The sequence below is a fragment of the Crossiella sp. S99.2 genome (assembly GCF_023094165.1).
In the GTDB taxonomy this organism is placed as follows: Bacteria; Actinomycetota; Actinomycetes; order Mycobacteriales; family Pseudonocardiaceae; genus Crossiella.
The window spans coordinates 206,483-223,194 of sequence record NZ_JALMDK010000018.1 but is presented as its reverse complement, the minus strand read 5'-3'; the positions used below and the strand labels follow the sequence as shown (position 1 = coordinate 223,194).

The 16,712-nt window shown below is 70.3% G+C and carries 16 protein-coding genes; 6 read left to right on the top strand and 10 right to left on the bottom strand.

Annotation, left to right across the window (positions count from 1 at the left end; genetic code table 11):
- The first annotated feature begins 340 nt into the window (after positions 1 to 340).
- Entirely contained in the window at positions 341 to 814 is a 474-nt protein-coding gene (locus tag MZC64_RS42890; protein ID WP_247765234.1) for a DIP1984 family protein, read from the top strand.
- Between the two features lie 227 nt (positions 815 to 1,041).
- On the opposite strand, the gene MZC64_RS42885 is transcribed toward MZC64_RS42890, so the two are convergent.
- Positions 1,042 to 2,379 carry an MFS transporter gene (locus MZC64_RS42885; protein ID WP_247765233.1) on the bottom strand — a complete coding sequence of 446 codons (1,338 nt, stop codon included), beginning with the start codon at positions 2,377 to 2,379 and terminating at the stop codon, positions 1,042 to 1,044.
- A gap of 92 nt (positions 2,380 to 2,471) precedes the next feature.
- On the opposite strand from MZC64_RS42885, the gene MZC64_RS42880 reads away from it, so the two are divergent.
- On the top strand, positions 2,472 to 3,431 hold the full coding sequence (locus MZC64_RS42880) for an Lrp/AsnC family transcriptional regulator (RefSeq protein WP_247765232.1): 960 nt from the start codon (positions 2,472 to 2,474) through the stop codon (positions 3,429 to 3,431).
- On the opposite strand, the gene MZC64_RS42875 is transcribed toward MZC64_RS42880, so the two are convergent.
- Positions 3,432 to 4,433, bottom strand: a complete 1,002-nt coding sequence (locus MZC64_RS42875) for a TerC family protein (protein ID WP_247765231.1) — start codon at positions 4,431 to 4,433, stop codon at positions 3,432 to 3,434.
- A gap of 124 nt (positions 4,434 to 4,557) precedes the next feature.
- Here MZC64_RS42875 and MZC64_RS42870 point away from each other — a divergent pair, with 124 nt between their 5' ends.
- Both MZC64_RS42870 and MZC64_RS42865 read left to right on the top strand, forming a co-directional pair.
- A complete protein-coding gene (locus MZC64_RS42870; RefSeq protein WP_247765230.1) occupies positions 4,558 to 5,121 on the top strand; it encodes a hypothetical protein in 564 nt (187 codons plus the stop codon).
- 155 nt (positions 5,122 to 5,276) lie between these two features.
- Entirely contained in the window at positions 5,277 to 5,816 is a 540-nt protein-coding gene (locus tag MZC64_RS42865; protein WP_247765229.1) for a DUF5994 family protein, read from the top strand.
- A gap of 36 nt (positions 5,817 to 5,852) precedes the next feature.
- On the opposite strand, the gene helR is transcribed toward MZC64_RS42865, so the two are convergent.
- The 3 genes from helR to MZC64_RS42850 form a co-directional block, all read right to left on the bottom strand.
- Positions 5,853 to 8,054: an RNA polymerase recycling motor ATPase HelR gene (helR, locus tag MZC64_RS42860; RefSeq protein WP_247765228.1), complete on the bottom strand. Its 2,202-nt coding sequence runs from the start codon at positions 8,052 to 8,054 to the stop codon at positions 5,853 to 5,855.
- 89 nt (positions 8,055 to 8,143) lie between these two features.
- Positions 8,144 to 9,367, bottom strand: coding sequence for a glycosyltransferase (locus MZC64_RS42855; RefSeq protein ID WP_247765227.1), 1,224 nt, complete (start codon positions 9,365 to 9,367; stop codon positions 8,144 to 8,146).
- A gap of 355 nt (positions 9,368 to 9,722) precedes the next feature.
- Positions 9,723 to 10,085 carry a hypothetical protein gene (locus tag MZC64_RS42850; protein ID WP_247765226.1) on the bottom strand — a complete coding sequence of 121 codons (363 nt, stop codon included), beginning with the start codon at positions 10,083 to 10,085 and terminating at the stop codon, positions 9,723 to 9,725.
- 179 nt (positions 10,086 to 10,264) lie between these two features.
- On the opposite strand from MZC64_RS42850, the gene MZC64_RS42845 reads away from it, so the two are divergent.
- Together MZC64_RS42845 and MZC64_RS42840 are read left to right on the top strand one after the other, a co-directional pair.
- Positions 10,265 to 10,987: an ANTAR domain-containing protein gene (locus tag MZC64_RS42845; RefSeq protein WP_247765225.1), complete on the top strand. Its 723-nt coding sequence runs from the start codon at positions 10,265 to 10,267 to the stop codon at positions 10,985 to 10,987.
- Between the two features lie 5 nt (positions 10,988 to 10,992).
- Positions 10,993 to 11,727 carry a GAF and ANTAR domain-containing protein gene (locus MZC64_RS42840; RefSeq protein ID WP_247765242.1) on the top strand — a complete coding sequence of 245 codons (735 nt, stop codon included), beginning with the start codon at positions 10,993 to 10,995 and terminating at the stop codon, positions 11,725 to 11,727.
- A gap of 15 nt (positions 11,728 to 11,742) precedes the next feature.
- Here MZC64_RS42840 and MZC64_RS42835 read toward each other — a convergent pair whose 3' ends face one another.
- From MZC64_RS42835 to MZC64_RS42815, 5 genes are read right to left on the bottom strand one after another with little or no spacing between them, the layout of a single operon-like run.
- Positions 11,743 to 13,026 (bottom strand): SidA/IucD/PvdA family monooxygenase, encoded by a 1,284-nt coding sequence (locus MZC64_RS42835; protein ID WP_247765224.1) that lies wholly within the window; start codon positions 13,024 to 13,026, stop codon positions 11,743 to 11,745.
- Positions 13,027 to 13,040: 14 nt separating this feature from the next.
- A complete protein-coding gene (locus MZC64_RS42830) occupies positions 13,041 to 14,282 on the bottom strand; it encodes a diaminobutyrate--2-oxoglutarate transaminase (protein WP_247765223.1) in 1,242 nt (413 codons plus the stop codon).
- Positions 14,283 to 14,319: 37 nt separating this feature from the next.
- The gene (locus tag MZC64_RS42825) at positions 14,320 to 15,546 is read right to left on the bottom strand and encodes a cytochrome P450 (protein WP_247765222.1); all 1,227 of its coding nucleotides are present in this window, start codon (positions 15,544 to 15,546) and stop codon (positions 14,320 to 14,322) included.
- Positions 15,543 to 16,505 (bottom strand): TauD/TfdA family dioxygenase, encoded by a 963-nt coding sequence (locus MZC64_RS42820; RefSeq protein ID WP_247765221.1) that lies wholly within the window; start codon positions 16,503 to 16,505, stop codon positions 15,543 to 15,545. Before MZC64_RS42820 ends, MZC64_RS42825 begins: the two co-directional genes overlap by 4 nt.
- Positions 16,502 to 16,711, bottom strand: a complete 210-nt coding sequence (locus MZC64_RS42815) for an MbtH family protein (RefSeq protein ID WP_247765220.1) — start codon at positions 16,709 to 16,711, stop codon at positions 16,502 to 16,504. The genes MZC64_RS42820 and MZC64_RS42815 overlap by 4 nt, the downstream gene beginning before the upstream one ends.
- Between the last annotated feature and the right edge of the window lies 1 nt (position 16,712).

Here is a 16,712-nt window from a genome sequence, read left to right as displayed (position 1 = left end):
GTGCCGATCTTCCGGCGAGTTGGGCCAACTGGTACGCCGGTTTTGCCCAAGCGGGCGTACCAGTTGGCCCAAGTGGTCAGGGTGCGGGTCACGCCGCCGAGTCGCCGGTACGCCCGTTCGGCCAACTCGCCGTCCGGAACGGCCAACTCGCCGCCCATAACGGCCAACTCGCCGTCCGGAACGGCCAACTCGATGGTGGGTGGGCTATGGCTGCACGCCACTCTGGTGCTGGTCGACGCTGAGCTGGCCCAGTTCCGCTGGGCCGAACTCGCCCGCGCCGGCCGCGAACGGTCCTGAGTGGACGGAAACTCGGTGGACCCCGGTTGCTAGCGTCAGTGGCATGAGTGGGGAGATGAAGCTCGCGGAGGCGTTGGCGTTGCGCGCCGAGGCCAGTAAGCGGGTTGAGCAGCTGCGTTCGCGGATTGTGGCGAACGCGCGCTACCAGGAGGGTGAGGATCCGGGGGAGGATGCCGCCGCCCTGCTGACCGAGGCGGACGCGGCGCTGTCCGAGCTGGAGGAGCTGATCCGCCGGATCAACCGCACCAACGCCACCGCCCGGCTGGGCGCGGGCACGGTCACCGATGCCTTGGCGCGCCGGGACATCCTGCGGCTGCGGCACAGCGTGCTGGTCTCGGCCGCCGACGCGGCCGCGGGCCGCAACCAGAACTTCCGCCAGTTGCGTTCCGAACTCCGCCAGCTGCCCGCGCTGCCCGTGTCCGAGGTGCGGGCCGAGGCGGACCGGGTGGCGCGGGAGCTGCGCGAGGTGGATGTGGGCATCCAGCGGGCCAACTGGGAGGTTGACCTGCTGGACTGAGTGCGCGGAAAAAGCAGGTAGCCGGTTCCGGGAAGGCGGGCACGAACCGACGATCGGCGGTATAACCGATCACCTGTGGTAGCGCGGTGGGCAGCGCTCGGGGTTCGATTCCCCGGTGGACAACGCAGCCCAGCACCACGCACAAGTGACCGTGCACACGGCACAGTTCACCACCACGTGCAGGTTCCCGGCAGCGGTGAGGGCGGGTCAGGGGCACTTCCGCGTGTTCAGCGCCCGGCCGCGAGGTTCGTCCTCGCGGCCGGGAGCATCGCGCGGGTGAGCGCCAGCACGGCGGCGATCAGTCCGATCGCGATGAGCACCACCAGATGCGCGCCGGCACCGAAGAACACGGTGCCCAGCAGGGCGACGCCGATGGTCGCGCCGAGTTGTTGCACCGCGTTGAGCAGTCCGGCGGCCGAGCCCGTCTCGTGCGCGGTGACCCCGGCGAGGGCGTTGCCGAAGAACGGCACGGTGAACACACCCAGGCCGATCCCGGTGATCAGCAACGGCACCGCCGTGAGGGAGATCGCGAGCCCGGCCAGGCCCACCAGCACCAGACCGAGGCCGAGGCGCATCACCTTGGGGCCGAAGCGGGGCACCAGCAGCGCGCCCGCGGTCCACGAGCCGATCGCCAGCCCGGCCGACCACGGCAGCAGCGTGAACGCGGCGCTGGACGGGGTCTGGCCCTGGGTGAGCTGGAGGTGCAGCGCGAGCACGAACAGCAGACCGTTGAGCACCGCGAAGAACAGCAGTGAACCGGCCAGCGAGGCGGGAAACACCTTGCCACGGAACAGACCCGGCTCGACCAGCGGGTTGGTCCGGCCGCGCTGGTGCCAGCCGAAGACGATCAGGGTCGTGAGGCCGAGTGCCAGACAGGGCCAGGTCCAGGCGCTGTTGTTGCCTTCTACCAACGGGAACACCAGCAGCCCGAGCCCGAGTGCGGCCAGCAGGGTGCCGCTGATGTCCAGTCGTGGCCGGGCCGGTGAGCGGTCCTCGCGGATCAGCGGCGCGATGGCCAGCACGGCCAGGCCGAGGGGCAGGTTGATCAGGAACACCGGCCGCCAGCCCAGGCCGAACAGGTTCGCGTCGGTGAGCAGGCCACCGGCCACCGGGCCGCACAGCGCGGACAGCGCCATCACCGGGCCGATCGTGCCCAGCGCCTTGGCCACCTCGGCGCCGGTGAACATGGCCCGGATCAGGCCGAAGGTCTGCGGGATGATCAGCGCCGCGCTCGCGCCCTGCACCACCCGGCCGGTGAGCAGCACCGCCGCACTCGGCGCGCCCGCGCACACCGCGGAGGCCAGTGCGAAGACGAGCACCCCGGCGACAAAAACCCTTCTGCGGCCGAGGATGTCGCCGAGCCGGCCGCCGGTGATCAGCAGTAGCGCGAACGGCAGGGTGTAGCCGGTGGTCAGCCATTGCAGCGTGCTCTCGCCGACCGCGAGGTCCGCGCGGATCGCGGGACCGGTCACGGGCAACACGGTGCTGTCGAACAGGTTCATCGCCTCGGCGAGTAGCAGGGCGGCGAGCGCGGGCCAGCGCCAGCGGTAGGTCGGACTTGTCATGTCCGCGAAGCTAGGTTCCAGCGACTCCCTTGACCGCGTGTGCGGATGTTACTGACGGATAATTCCATCGCGGCGGGTTTAGGATCGGGAATGTGACGCTCGACGATCTCGACCGCGCACTGATCCACGCCCTGCACGTGGACGGCCGGGCGCCGTTCAACCAGGTCGCGGCGGTGCTCGGCACCTCGCAGCAGACCGTGGCCAGGCGGTATCGCAGGCTGCGCTCCGGCGGGGTGCTGCGGGTGGTCGGCATGACCGACGCGCGCCGCCTCGGCCAGGTGGAGTGGTTCGTCCGGCTGCGCTGCACCCCGGACGCGGCGCTGCCGGTGGCGCAGGCGCTGGCCCGGCGGCCGGACACCTCCTGGGTGCAGCTCACCTCCGGCGGCACCGAGATCGCCTGCGTGATCCGCGCGCCGGGTCAGCACGCCCCGGAAGCCCTGCTGCTGCAACAACTCCCGAAGACGCCGCGGGTGGAGTCGGTGTCCGCGCACTGCCTGCTGCGCTCCTTCGTCGGCGGCCCGGTCGGCTGGCACGGCCGCGCGCGGGTGCTCACCGAGGACCAGATCGCCCGGCTGACACCGGTTTTCCAGCCCGCACCGTCCGAAGTGGACATTGATGGCGATGAGCAGCTGCTGACCGCGCTACGTCAGGACGGCCGGGTCACCTACGCCGATCTCGCCGCGCGCACCGGCTGGTCCGAACCGACCGTGCGCCGCCGGGTAAACCAGTTGCGCGGCAACGGAATCCTCTACCTGGACATCGACATGGACGCCACCGTGCTCGGCTTCCACGCCCAGACTATCCTGTGGTTGTCCGTGCGGCCAGCGCACCTGGTGACCGTGGCGCAAGCCCTTGCGGGGCAACCGGAAGTGGCGCTCGCCGCGATCACCACCGGACCGAGCAACCTGCTGGCCAAGGTGGTGTGCCGGGACGTCGACGTGCTCTACACCTACCTGACCGAACAGGTCGGCCGGATCGAGGGGATCGAGCACCTGGAGACCGCGCCGGTGATCCGCACCCTCAAACGCGCGGCCACCGCGGCGGGCAGCTGATCAGGCCGGGTCCTCCGGGTCGCGGGTGGCCCGCAGCGAACCCGGGTGCGCCTTGGCCGTGGGGTCGTTGCGGGTCTTGACCAGGCTGGCCACCGTGACCACGACCAGCACGCCGATGATCACGGTGAGGCTGACCGCGGTGGAGATCTCCGGCACCCGGGGGTCGATGTCCACGTGCGCCCAGTGCAGGATCAGCTTGACGCCGATGAAGGCCAGGATCAGCGCCAGCCCGGTGGAGAGGTAGACCAGCCGGTCCAGCAGGCCCTTCACCAGGAAGTACAGCGCGCGCAGGCCGAGCAGGGCGAAGGCGTTGGCGGTGAAGACGATGTAGGGCGCCTCGGTGACGCCGAAGACCGCCGGGATGGAGTCCAGCGCGAACAACAAGTCCACGCTGCCGATGGCCAGCAGCACCACGAACAGCGGCGTGGCCAGACGACGGCCGTCGACCTTGGTGAACAGCTTGCCGCCGACGTAGGTGTCGGTGGTGGGGAACAGGCGGCGGGCGGTGCGGACCATGATGTTGTTCTCGACGTCGGGGTCCTCGTCGCGGTGCCGGAACAACTGCACCGCGGTGAAGATCAGCAGCAGCCCGAAGAGCAGGAACATGAAGGAGAACAAGGACAACAGGGTCGCGCCGAGGGCGATGAAGATCGCGCGCATGATCAGCGCGAGCACGATGCCGAAGGTGAGCACCTTGTGCTGGTGCTCCTCGGGCACCGCGAAGGTGGTCATGATGATCACGAACACGAACAGGTTGTCGACCGAGAGGCTCTTCTCCACGATGTACCCGGCGAAGTACTCGGTGCCGAACTGCCCGCCGTACTGCCAGGCGAACCAGACGCCGAAGGCGATCGCGACCAGGATGTAGAACACCGACCACGCGGTAGCCTCGCGGAACCCGACCTTGTGCGGCCGCACAGCCGCCAGGATCAGGTCGATCGCGAGCAGGGCGATGATCAGTCCGATGGTCGTGGCCCAGGTCAGCGCGCTGATGTCGAGCATGATCCCAGTCAACCAAACGCCCGCGCGCCAGTGGTGGTGCGCCTCGCCGGGGGCTGCTCACACGTTCTACTGAACCGGCGTGACCCGGGTTGCCGGGTCCGGGCAGCCCGTCGAGGGTCGAGGCATGGGCCATTCACGCATCTCGCGACTGTCCGTCCCACTGATCGCCGTCTCCCTCACCCTGCTCGGCGCCCCGGCGCAGGCTGCTCCGGCCGAGCCCGACCTGGTCTGCACCACCGCGGCCATCGCCCGCGCCTCCGCCGGACTGACCACGGACGAATCGGCGAAAGTCGAGCTGACCATGGACGCCACCACCGCGGCCTGCACCGACACCCGGCCGGAGGTGACCGACGACCAGCGGATCGTGGGCGCGGAGATCACCATGCCGGAGGCCGGTAGCGCTGACGGCACCTGCGGGGAGGTCTCGGCCAAGTTCGATCTCGCGTTCACCTGGCTGCTGGCCGATGGCAGTTCGGAGCAGAAGAGCACCCTGAGCGCGGCGATCAAGCTCAAGGGCACGCAGCCGAGCGGCAAGATCGAACTCAGCGATGGTCCGGTGGACGGCCGGGCGCTGGCGATCCAGCTCACCAACCAGACCGAGGTCATGCGGCACCTCAAGGCCGCCTGCGCCACGGAGGCGGGCGCGACCGTGATCGCCGCCCAGGTGTCCCTGGGCTTCCTCAAGTAGCGCTCACCTGCGGACTACGCCCCTTGTCGCACTGGACAAGGGGCGTAGTGTTGTTGAGGTCGGGAGCATCTCGAACGCGAGCGGTCAAGCCCGCGTCGTCCCCGAGGATTCCCAGTTCGGCCGGGTTCACGGCCGGGAACGGGACCATCGACATGATGTCGAGCCCGCACGCACCCTCTGCCGCCCCGCTGGTCCCCGCCTCGATCGAGCCGCCGGGAAACGCCCCTCGGCTGCGGCTCAAGCCCCAGGCCCGCGTCACCGGATATGTGGACGGCGCGTGGTGGCCGCGGACCAGGGACCTGGCCGCCGAACTGACCAAGCTGCTGCCGGTGCTCACCATCCGGCTGGGCCGGGTGGAGCGGGTGACCTTCAACCTGACCATGTGGCAGCCGACCGCGCGCCGGCTGCCGGTGCACACCCGCAGCGTCCGGGTGGAGGGGTTCCGGGCACAGCAGCCGGACACGGTGACGGTGACCGGGCGCGGCAGGCAACGGCTGGTTTTGCTTGTGGTGCCACCGGAAACCCGGCCGGCCATCGCGCACGACATCATGATGGCGGCGGCCCGGCGCGGCAACGCGGACAGCGTCACCGCGCTGCTCACCGTCAACCTCGGCGCGTCCGCGGGGGTCGGTCTGCTGGAGTGGCTGGACCCGGACACCCAGCGCTGGGAACTCGACGGCGGCCGGTTCCGCTGACCGCCACCGGCTGTCGGTGACGGTCAGCGTGCGGCGCTACACCAGTCGCGGACTCCCGGCCGGGACCGGTGTCCCGGCGGGGTCGAGTCCGGCCAGGGCCTGCGGCAGCGGGCCCTGGTGCAGCACGCCGAGGCGCTGGGTGGCGCGGGTGAGCGCGACGTAGAGTTCGGCCGCGCCCCGCGGGCCGTCGGCGAGGATCCGTTCCGGTTCCACCACCAGCACCGCGTCGAACTCCAGGCCCTTGGTCTCCGAAGCGGGCACCACACCCGGCAACCCCGGCGGCCCGATCACGATGCTGGTGCCCTCGCGACCGGCTTCCTCCCGGACGAACTCCTCGATGGCGGCGGCCAGTTCGTCCGCGCCGACCTGCCGGGACCAGGGCTGGACCCCGCAGGCCCGCACCGACTCCGGCGGCTGCACACTCGGCGCGAAGTCGGCGAGCACCGCGGCCGCGACGGACATGATCTCCGCCGGGGTGCGGTAGTTCACCGTCAGCGACCGGTACACCCAGCGGCCCGGCACGTACGGCTCCAGCATCTCGCCCCAGGACCGGGCACCGGCTTCCGACCGGCGCTGGGCGAGGTCGCCCACCACGGTGAAGGACCGGCCGGGGCAGTGCCGCATCAGGATCCGCCAGTCCATTTCGGACAGTTCCTGGGCCTCGTCGACCACGATGTGCCGGTAGGTCCAGTCCCGGTCCGCGGCGGCCCGTTCGGCCAGTTCCCTGGTGTCCCGCTCCTCGAACCGCTCGGCCAGGTCCTCGGCGTAGAGCAGGTCGGTGGCGTAGAGGTGGTCCTCGTCGTCCATCGAGTCCTCGCGGCCGGTCATGATGTCCAGCACGCCCTTGGCGTACTCGGCGTCGGCCTTGCGTCGGCGTTCCGCGGCGGCCTCATCGGCCTTGTCGGTGCCCAGCAGGTCGACCAGTTCGTCCAGCAGCGGCACGTCCGAGACCGTCCACGCCTCGCCGTCGGCCCGCCACAGCACCGGGTCCGCACCGGCCAGCCGCAGCCGCTCGGGCGAGGAGAACAGTTGCCCCAGCAGGGTTTCCGGGGTCAGCAGCGGCCAGAGCGCGTCCAGTGCCGCGGCGAAGCCCTCGTGCTTGCCCAGTTCGAGCATCAGGTCCTTGCGCATGCTCTCCCAGGCGACCTTGTCCTCCCTGGTGAGCCAGCCCTTGCCGATCCGGGCGATGGCCCGCTCGGTGAGCACGTAGCTGATGATCTCGGTGAACTTGGCCCTGGCCTCGTTGTGCGGCAACCCGGTCGCCCGGGCCTCCTCCCTGGCCCACTCCGCGGTGGCGGTGTCGATCCGCACCGTGACGTCCTCCAGTTCGACCGGCAGCGGCTCCTCGGGCAGCTCCTGCCGGTCGGCGATCGCGGCCGCGAGCACGTCCAGGATCTTCAGCGATCCCTTGAGCCGCGCGGCTTCCGGGCCGTCCTCGGCGGTGATGTGCCGGCCGGGCACCAGATCGCCGGTGGTCATGAACACCACATCGGACTCGCCGAGTGAGGGCAGCACCCGGCTGATGTGGTTGAGGAAGGCCGGATTGGGCCCGACCACGAGCACGCCGTGCCGCTCCATCCGCTCCCGCTGGGTGTAGAGCAGGTAGGCGACCCGGTGCAGCGCGACCACGGTCTTGCCGGTGCCGGGACCGCCCTCGATCACCAGCACCCCGGGGTGGTCCAGCCGGATGATCTCGTCCTGCTCGGCCTGGATGGTCGCCACGATGTCGCGCATGCCCTCACCGCGCGGCGCGTTCACCGCCGCGAGCAGGGCCGCGTCACCGCGGGCGTCCCCGTCCGGGCGGCCGAGCACCTCATCGGTGAAATCGAGCACCCGGCGGCCGCGGGTGTGGAACTGGCGGCGCCTGCGCATGTTCTCCGGGCTGGCCGCGGTGGCGATGTAGAACGCCTGGGAGGCCGGCGCCCGCCAGTCCAGCAGCACCGGCTGGTACTCGTTGTCCTCGTCGAACAGGCCGATCCGGCCGATGTAGGAGTGCTCGCCGGTCAGGGTGTCCAGCCTGCCGAAGCACAGCCCGTTGTCGCCGAAGTGCAGCCGCTTCAGCTCCTTGGCCGAGGCGCGCACCTGGACGTCCCGTTCCATCGGGGTGCCGCCGGTGCCGCCGAGCGCCGCGGTGTACTCGGCCTCCACTCGCTCACGGGCCGCGTCGAGCCGCGTGTAGAGCCCGGCCACGTAGTTCCGTTCGGACCGCAATTCCGCTTCGTACTCCTGATTTGACACAGGCCCCTCATCGCGTTTAAACTGGTACCAGGTTCGGCGAGTTCTCCCATTTATGGAGCACACGCCGATTTTTTATTGTCCACCCTTTGTCAAGCCCGTGCCTTGTGCGACTTGATGGTCTCAAGCAGTAGTTCCGCGGCCACCAGCGCCCCGTCGGTGCGGATCGTGCCCGCGACCGCCAGCGCCCGGTCCCGGGTCTCGGGGGCCAGCGCGATGCGCAGCCCGGCGGTCAGCGATTCGACGGTCGGCGCCGGACCGTCGTGTGCCGCGCCAATGCCCAGCTCGGCCACCCGCCCGGCCCAATAGGGCTGGTCAGCGAGCTGCGGAAGGACCACCTGAGGTGCGCCGGAGCGGCTCGCCGTGGTGGTGGTGCCCGCGCCGCCGTGGTGCACGATGGCGGCCATCCTGGGGAAGAGGGCCTGCTGGTTGACCTCGCCGACGGCGAAGCATTCCGCCCGGTCGTCGATCAGGTCCAGTCCGGCCCAGCCACGCAGCACGACCACCCGGTGACCCAGCGCGCGCACCGCGTCGATGGCCACCTGGGCGACGTCGGTGGCGGCGTGCATCGGCATGCTGCCGAAGCCCACGTACACCGGCGGCGGACCGGCGGCCAGGAACGCCTCCAGGTCGGCGGGCAGCGGGCTTTCGTGCGGCAGGATCCAGGCGCCGGTCTGCACCACGTCCAGCTCGGGCGTCGGCAGCCACGGGTCCAGCACCTGGTCGGTCGCCAGCCACTGCTGGTCGCCATGCAGGTAGTCCTGCACGTTGGCCACCGGGGCCAGGCCGTTGGCCTCCCGGTTGGTGTTGAGCGCGTCCCCGAACAGCTTGTTCACGGTCTGCGCGTTGAGTTTCCACAGCTCCCGGTTGTCGGTCACCTCCGGCGGGAACGGGTGGCCCGGGTAGGCCATCGGCCGGTGGTGCGGCGAGGGCAGGCTGAGCTTCTGGAAGACCACCGAGGCCGCGTAGATGCCCAGCTTCTCCGCCACCGACAGCGCGCCGGCGATCATCGGCAGCATGCCGGTGACCACCATCGCGTCACAGTCCCGCGCCGCGTCCAGCACGCCCTTGAACTGGTGGCCGATCAGTTCGGCAGCGAACCGGGGGAACTCCGACACCGGCGGCCTGGCCTTGGTCAGCTCGCTCGCGGACAGGCCGACCGGCACCATCTCGACTCCGGCGCCCGCCACCCGCTCGGCGAAGTCCGGCGGCGCGCACACCCGCACCTGTGCGCCGAGTTCGCGCAGGCGCACCGCGAGCCCCAGCACCGGCTCGACGTCCCCGCGTGAACCATAGGTCGACAACAACACGCGCATTAGGCAGCTCCCATTTCCGCAGATCCTGGCTACGGCGGGTGATTCTGCGGCATGACCGGGGCCTTGCCACAAGCCCCCCGGTGCGCTATAAGTTGAAAATGGAAAGGAGCGGGATTCCCCTTTCCTCATTCACCTGAAGTGCACGGGCTCGCCCACGCGCGCCCGCACCGGGTCCAGCGCATCCAGTGGTGCCGCGATCGGCGTACGGCGGTACGTGCCGGGCAGGTGCGGGCGTACCTTGAGTCAGGCAACCCTGGACCCCGGTGCCGCAGATTGTGCGAGCCGGGGTCCTTTTGTGCCCGGACCCCAGCTGCATCGGGTAGTCCGGCTCCGCGACAGCTCAGGCACTACCCGGTCAGGAGGGGAGCCGCCCGTACGCCACGGGCGGCTTCACCACATCCAGGTCGGATTCCGCCGGCTGCTCCTCGACACACCAGAGCACGGCCCAGTTGCGGGCCTGCGCCACCATGGCGCGGCCGAGCGCGTCCGGGTTCGCCGGCGCGGCCGGGCCGGTGAGCGCTTCGGGCTGGTCCCAGACCTGCACGAACACGTCGATGGTGATCAGCTCGGCGGCCAGTGCGTCGTCGGTGATGGCGTGGCAGGCATGGAACACCTCCTCGCCGAACTGGGTGTGCAGCTCCACCATGGCCGCCCATTCACGGTCCTGGATACGGGTGAGCAACTCAGCGAAGGCCAGCGTGGAGCAGTCCCAGGGCACAGCAGCACTTCCGTTCACGCGGTAGTGGTGCCGCCGGGGTCTGGGGCGGTGAGGTGGGAGCACTGAGCATAGTGCCAGTTACCTGTTGTAACGATCGGCAGGTGGGTGAAGTGCACGCATTCGCCAGGGGAGGGCTAACGTGTAGTAGCCAGGATCGCAGGTGTCGAGAGGTGACCGACGTGGGCACGGACCGGCGCCGGGGCATCCTGGCGGTGATTGACGAGATCGCCAGGACTGATCGGCAGCCGGTCAACGTCCGCCATGTCTGTCTTGCCTGCCGGCGCGGGTTGACCGCGTCCGGGGTGGCGGTTTATCTGGCCGGCGCGGTGGAACCCGTTGAGGTAGTCGGATCGGTGGGGGAAGAGATGGCTGAGCTGCGGGCCACTCTGGGGGAGGGGCCGGTGGCCGAGGTCATGCGGCAGCACCATCCGGTGTTCGTGCCGCACCTGGCCAGCCCCGGCAGCGCCCGGCGCTGGCCTGCCTTCGCCCCGGCGGCGGTGGCGGTCGGGGTGGCCGCGGTGTTCGTGGTTCCGTTGACGCTGGGGGCGATCGTGCTGGGCGCACTGGAGATCTGCCGGGAGGTCGACGGCCCGCTCTCCGCACCCCAACTGGCGGACGCGCTGGTGTGCGCGGACACCGCGACCACGCTGCTGCTCAGCCGGTCCTCGGCCCTGGAGGCTGCGGCTGCCGAGTTGCCGCACACCGAGCCGGAGAGCCGCTGGGCGGTGGTGCACCAGGCCACCGGCATGGTGTCGGTGCAGCTGGACACCGATCTGGACCAGGCATTCCTGCGATTGCGGGCGCATGCCTACCGCACCGACCGCCGGCTGTCCGAGGTGGCGGCCGATGTGGTGGCGCGCAGACTGAGATTCACCCCGGACACCAACGAGAAACTGAGGTGAGCCCGATGTTGGACCGGCGGGTCGCGCAGACATTCGTCGAACTGTCGGACACCCTCGTACTGGGGTTCGACACCATCGACTTCCTGCACACCCTGACCGAGCGCTGTGTCGAACTGCTGGAGGTGGACGCGGCGGGCATCCTGCTGGTGGACCAGCGGGGCGCGCTGAACCTGGTGGCCGCTTCCACCGACCAGGCCCGGCTGCTGGAGCTGTTCCAGTTGCAGGATGAGGAAGGGCCCTGCCTGGACTGCTTCCGCAGCGGAACGCCGGTGGGCTGCCCGGATCTGGGCGCGGAGCCGCGGCGCTGGCCTCGGTTCAGCGTCGCAGCGGCCGAGCAGGGCTTCGCCACGGTGCAGGCGGTGCCGATGCGGTTGCGCGAGGAGATCATCGGCGCGCTGAACCTGTTCGGCAGCACGGCGGGCGGCATCCCGGCCGAGACGATCGCGCTGGCGCAATCCTTCGCCAACGTGGCCACGATCAGCATCCTGCAGGTGCGCGCGCTGCGGCACAGCGAGATGGTCGCCGAGCAGTTGCAGACCGCGCTCAACAGCCGGATCGTGATCGAGCAGGCGAAGGGGATCCTGAGCGAACGGCTGCAGATCGATATCGCGGACGGGTTCGCGCTGATGCGCGATCACGCCCGCAACACCAATCAGTTCCTCTCCGACGTGGCCCAGCAGGTGATCTCGCGCTCGCCCGGGATGGTGGCCGAGCTGATCAAGGTCAAGCGACCCCGGTAGCCGGGGCTGGGCTCACTAGGCGGCCGTCGCGGGCACCCGGTCGGCCACCGCTTGCCGGATGCCTGCCAGCAACGTGCGGGCCCGCAGTGACAGCAGGCTGAACGAGCCCGCGTCGCCGAGTCCGTGGCTGTGCTCGCACAACCCGTTGAGGAACAGCGGCGGCACCTCGCCGGGCACCCGGTAGTCCCGCCGCACCAGCAGCACCCCGTCGGCGTCGGTGGCCAGTGCGGGGGCGATCGGGGCGAGCAGTGCGGGATGACGTTCCTGATGTCCGGCCGGGCCGAGGTCGCGGAAACCGGTGCCCAGCACCACCAGGTCGGCCGAGAGCACGGTGTCCGCGCCGGTGATGACCTCGTGCAGGGACAGGCGCACCCCCGAGTCGTCCCGGCTGACCGCGGTGATCTCGTTGTTGCCGTGCAGTTCCAGCCGGGTCTGGCCGTCGATGGTGTCCTCGTAGCGGCGCACGTACAAGGATTCCAGCACGTCTAGGTCCACTGTGGAGTAATTGCTGGGGCGCAGCTGGTGGTCCAGGCGGGCCTTGCCGGACTTGTCGGCGTGGAAGTAGTAGTCGGTGAACTCCGGGAAGTACGCCTGTTCGGAGAACGGGCTGTGGTCCTTCTGCCGGTAGCCGAAACTCCGCATCACCGCCAGGATCCGGTCCTGAGAACCGCTGTGCAGGTCCAGGGCGATCTCGGCCGCGCTCTGGCTGGCGCCGATGACCGCCACCGTCAGCGGGCGTCCCAGCCGGGCCCGCGCTTCGGCTACTCGCCACTGGTAGTCGTTGCTGTGGCAGACCTGCGGGCCCAGGTGCGGGGTGAACACCTCGGGGATGTGCGGGGTGCGGCCGGTGCCGTAGACCAGGCTGCGGCCACGGTAGGTGTCGCCGCTGGTGGTGGTGACCAGGTAGTGCTCGCCGTCGGTCTCGATCGCGCCGACCCGGCGGTCGTAGGCGACCACCTCGCTGAGCTGTTCGGCCACCCAGCGCACGTACCGGGCGTAGTCCTTGCGCAGCGGGAACTGTGTTGGCACGTTGAGGAAATCGAGCAGGCGGCCGGTCTCGTGCAGGTAGTTGAGGAAGGTGTAGCGGCTGCGCGGGTCGCGCAGGGCGGCCAGGTCGCGGCTGGGGTGGTGCTGGGTGTCCGACCCGGACAGCAGCATGCCCGGCTGCCAGGCCGGTTCCGCGCGCGCTTCCAGGAACAGGCAGGACAGCTCCGGCGCCTCCTCCGTCAGCGCGGCGGCCAGCGCGATGCCGCCGGGGCCGAAGCCGATGCCCAGGACGTCGACCACGGTTTCGCTCATCGGTGTGCAGCCTTTCAGACGGCGACGTCGAGGGTGGCGACGTCGGTGACGACCGAGCCGATGGTGTCGGCCACGGTGCTCCACTCGGAGCGGGACATGGTCAGCGGCGGCAGGAACTTCAGCACCTGGCCGTCCCCGCTGCTCTCGGCGATCACGTTGGCGTGGAACAGGTTCGACCGGATGTGTTCGACCAGCGCGGTGCTGGTGAAGCGCAGTCCGCTCATCGCGCCGCGCCCGGCGACCTCCGCGGTGCCCGCGGGCAGGGCGGCCACCACACCGGCGAGGCTGGCCCGGATGTCCTCGGCCATGGTCAGCGCGTGCGCGGGGAACTCGTTGCCCGCCCACAGGTCCAGGGCCGCGTTGCCGGCCACGAAGGCCAGGTTGTGGCCGCGGAAGGTGCCGTTGTGCTCACCGGGCGCCCAGCGGTCGTACTCGCGCCGGATCAGCAGCGCAGCCATCGGCAAACCCATGCCGCTCAACGATTTGGACAGGCACACCAGGTCCGGCCGCAGTTCCGGGTAGCCGTCGAAGCTGAAGAAGGTGCCGGTGCGCCCGCAGCCGGCCTGGATGTCGTCCACGATCACCAGCGCGCCAACGGAATCCGCCAGCCTGCGCAGGCTGGCCAGCCAGGCCCGGCCGGCCACATTGAGGCCGCCCTCGCCCTGCACGGTTTCCAGGATGAACGCCGCGGGTGGCTCGGCCTGTTCGGCCAGCGCGAACGCGGAATCGTCATAGGGCAGCACGGTGACATCGCGCAGTGGCACCCCGGCCGCGCCCCGCAGCAGCGGGTTGGCGGTGGTGGCCAGCGAACCCAGCGACACCCCGTGGAAGCCGTGCGCGAAGCTGATCACGTTGCTACGCCCGGTGATTTTGCGGGCCAGTTTGAGCGCCGCCTCCACCGCGAGGGTGCCCGCCGGGCCGGGGAACTGGAGGACGTGGTCGGCCATCCCGCGCGGCGCGAGCACGACCTCGTGGAAGCGGGCCAGGAAATCGGCCTTGGCGGTGGTGTAGAGGTCAAGGGACTGCACTGGTCCGCCGCCGGTCAGGTAGGCCACGACCCTGGCCACCATCTCGGGTGGGTTGTGCCCGTAGTTCAGCGCGCCCGCGCCGCACAGCAGGTCGGTGTAGCGCGTTCCGTCGCGGTCCCACAGGTACGCGCCCTGCGCCCGCTCGAAGACGGCCGGGAAACTGCGGCAGTAGCTGCGCACCGCGGACTCGTGGCGCTCGAACACGGTGCTGAGGTCGGACTCGGGCATTGGCGGTACTCCTTGTTCGTGCGGGTGCGGCCGGTACTCACCTGGTGAGGCGCACCGGGAGACTTCGGTAGCCGCTGAGCATGTTCGAGTAGATGGGCAGGGCGGGCCCCGCCGGTTCGATGACGTTCACCTGGTCGCGCAAGGCGGTGAGCATGGCGGTGATCTCCGCTTTGCCCAGGTAGGCGCCAACGCAGTAGTGCGGGCCGTGGCCGAAGGACAGGTGCTTGTTGGGGGTGCGGCCCAGGTCGAAGCGATCCGGGTCGGCGAAGCGGGCCTCGTCCCGGTTGGCCGAGGCGTTCCAGACGGTGACGATCTCGTCCTTGGCGATCCGGACGCCGTTGAGCGTGGTGTCCTGGGTCGCGGTCCGGCCGAAGTGGATGGCCGGGGTGGTCCAGCGCAGCACCTCGTCCGCGGCCGATTCCACCGTGACCGCACCGGATTTCAGTGCCGCCCACTGGTCAGGGTGTTCGAGGAAGGCGAGCACCGCGCCGATCATGGACAGTCTGCTGGTCTCGTCGCCGCCGAGGATGAGGCTGTAGCAGTTGGCCACCACCTCGTCCTGGGTCAGCGGCTGGCCGCCGACGGTGCCGGTGACCAGCACGCTCACCGCGTCCGTGCCCGGGTTTTTCCGCCGCTGTTCGGCGAGTTTGCCGAAGTAGCTGAGGATGTCGTTGCGGGCCTGCCAGATCTCGAACGGCGACTGCTCGGCGGTGTCCGAGCTGAGCGCGGTTGTGGTCAGTCCCAACAGGAATTCCCGGTCTTCCGGGGGCACGCCGAGCAGGTCGCAGATCACCGTGATCGGCAGTTTGCCGGCCACGTCCACGGCGAAATCGCAGACCTCCTGGTCGAGTGCCGCGCTGACCAGGGCCCGGCTGTTCTCCTCGACGGCCTGGACGACGCCGGCGAGCACCCGGGGGGAGAACGCCTTGAGCAGCACGCTGCGCAGGTCCCGGTGCCGGGGACCGTCGGTGACCGCGGCCATCACGCCGCTGGCGGAGTCCCCGCCCTGCAACAGGGTGGCCAGCACGTTCCCATTCGCGGAGCTGAACCGGTCGGTGTCCAGGTAGACCTCGGCCGCGTCGGCGAAGCGGGTGACCACCCAGAAACCGGGCGCCCTACCGATCGGTCGGTGCCGGTGCACAGGTTCCCGGCGGCGCAGCGTGCGCCAGACCTCGCCGAGGTCCTGCTCGGCGTGTAGCCGGGGGTCGGCCAGGTCCAGCTCGGCCAGCGCGGCTGGTGCGACGAGCGTCCGGGTGGTCGTCACTTCACCAGCACATTTCCGTCGGCCGGGCGGTGATCGCGGGAGCGGCGCAGGTCGGTGAAGGAGAAGGTGCGCTGCAACCAGCGGTCCTGCCCGTCATAGCGCGGGGTGAACTCCGAGCGGCCGTGCAGGGTGACCCGATTGTCCACAATGGCCAGATCGCCGGGCCGTAGCCGCACGCCGTCGTAGGTGCGCCGGATGACCTGGCTCAGCTCGGCCAGTGCGATCCGGCCGGACTCGGTGAGTGCCCGGGTGGCGGCCTCGTCGAAGCACAGGTCGGGGTCGGCCGGATCGCCGCTGAGGACGGCGTGCACCACACCGTCGCCGGTGCCACCAAAGGACGGCGGGGCCTCGGTGACGAACTCGGCCCGGCCCAGGGCCTCCCGGGAGCGGTCGGAGAGTTCGGGCAGGATGCGCCGGGTGCAGCAGGTGCGCAGTTCGGCGATGCCCTCGTGGTCGGCGCGCAGGCACAGCAGCAGCACGTAGTCCGGGCGGTGCGGGTGGAAGGCGTTCTCGGTGTGGAAGGTCAGCTCCACCGAGCCCGCGTTGCCCTGGAACTCCTCCTGACCGGGCACCGGCACGACGTCCTGGACGAGAGCCCCGGATTTCTCCGCGGCGAAGGAGGCCGGATCGCCCAGGCCGCTGGCGATCAGCAGCAGCACCGCCGCGCCGGGTGCCGGATCCCGTTGCACGGAACCGGGTACCGACGGGGTGGGCGGCACCGGGCCGACCGGCAGCCCGGTGAGCAGCAGGCGGCCGTCCGGGCCGGAGTGGCGGCGGAATTCCCGGACTCGGCTGCGCAGATCGGCCGGGGTGTCCTCCCACAGTCGGCGGGCCTGGGCCACCCAGGCCGGATCGTCCACCCGGTCGCCCGCGCGGGCCAGCAGACCGGCGGCGACCGTGCCAAACCCGGCCAGCTCCGCCTCGGCTAGCTCGGGGTTGCGCGTTTCGGTGCTGGTCACTGGCCCATCGCCTCGATCAAGCTCTGCGGACGCAGGTCGGTCCACTCGCGTTCGACGTAGTCCAGGCAGGCGGGGCGGGTGTCCGGGCCGAACACGCTGTGCCAGCCGTCCGGGATGGCCACGAAGTCCGGCCACAGCGAGTGCTGGTTCTCGGCGTTGACCAGGACCCGGTACACGCCGTCGGGATTCTCGAAGGGGTTGGTCATC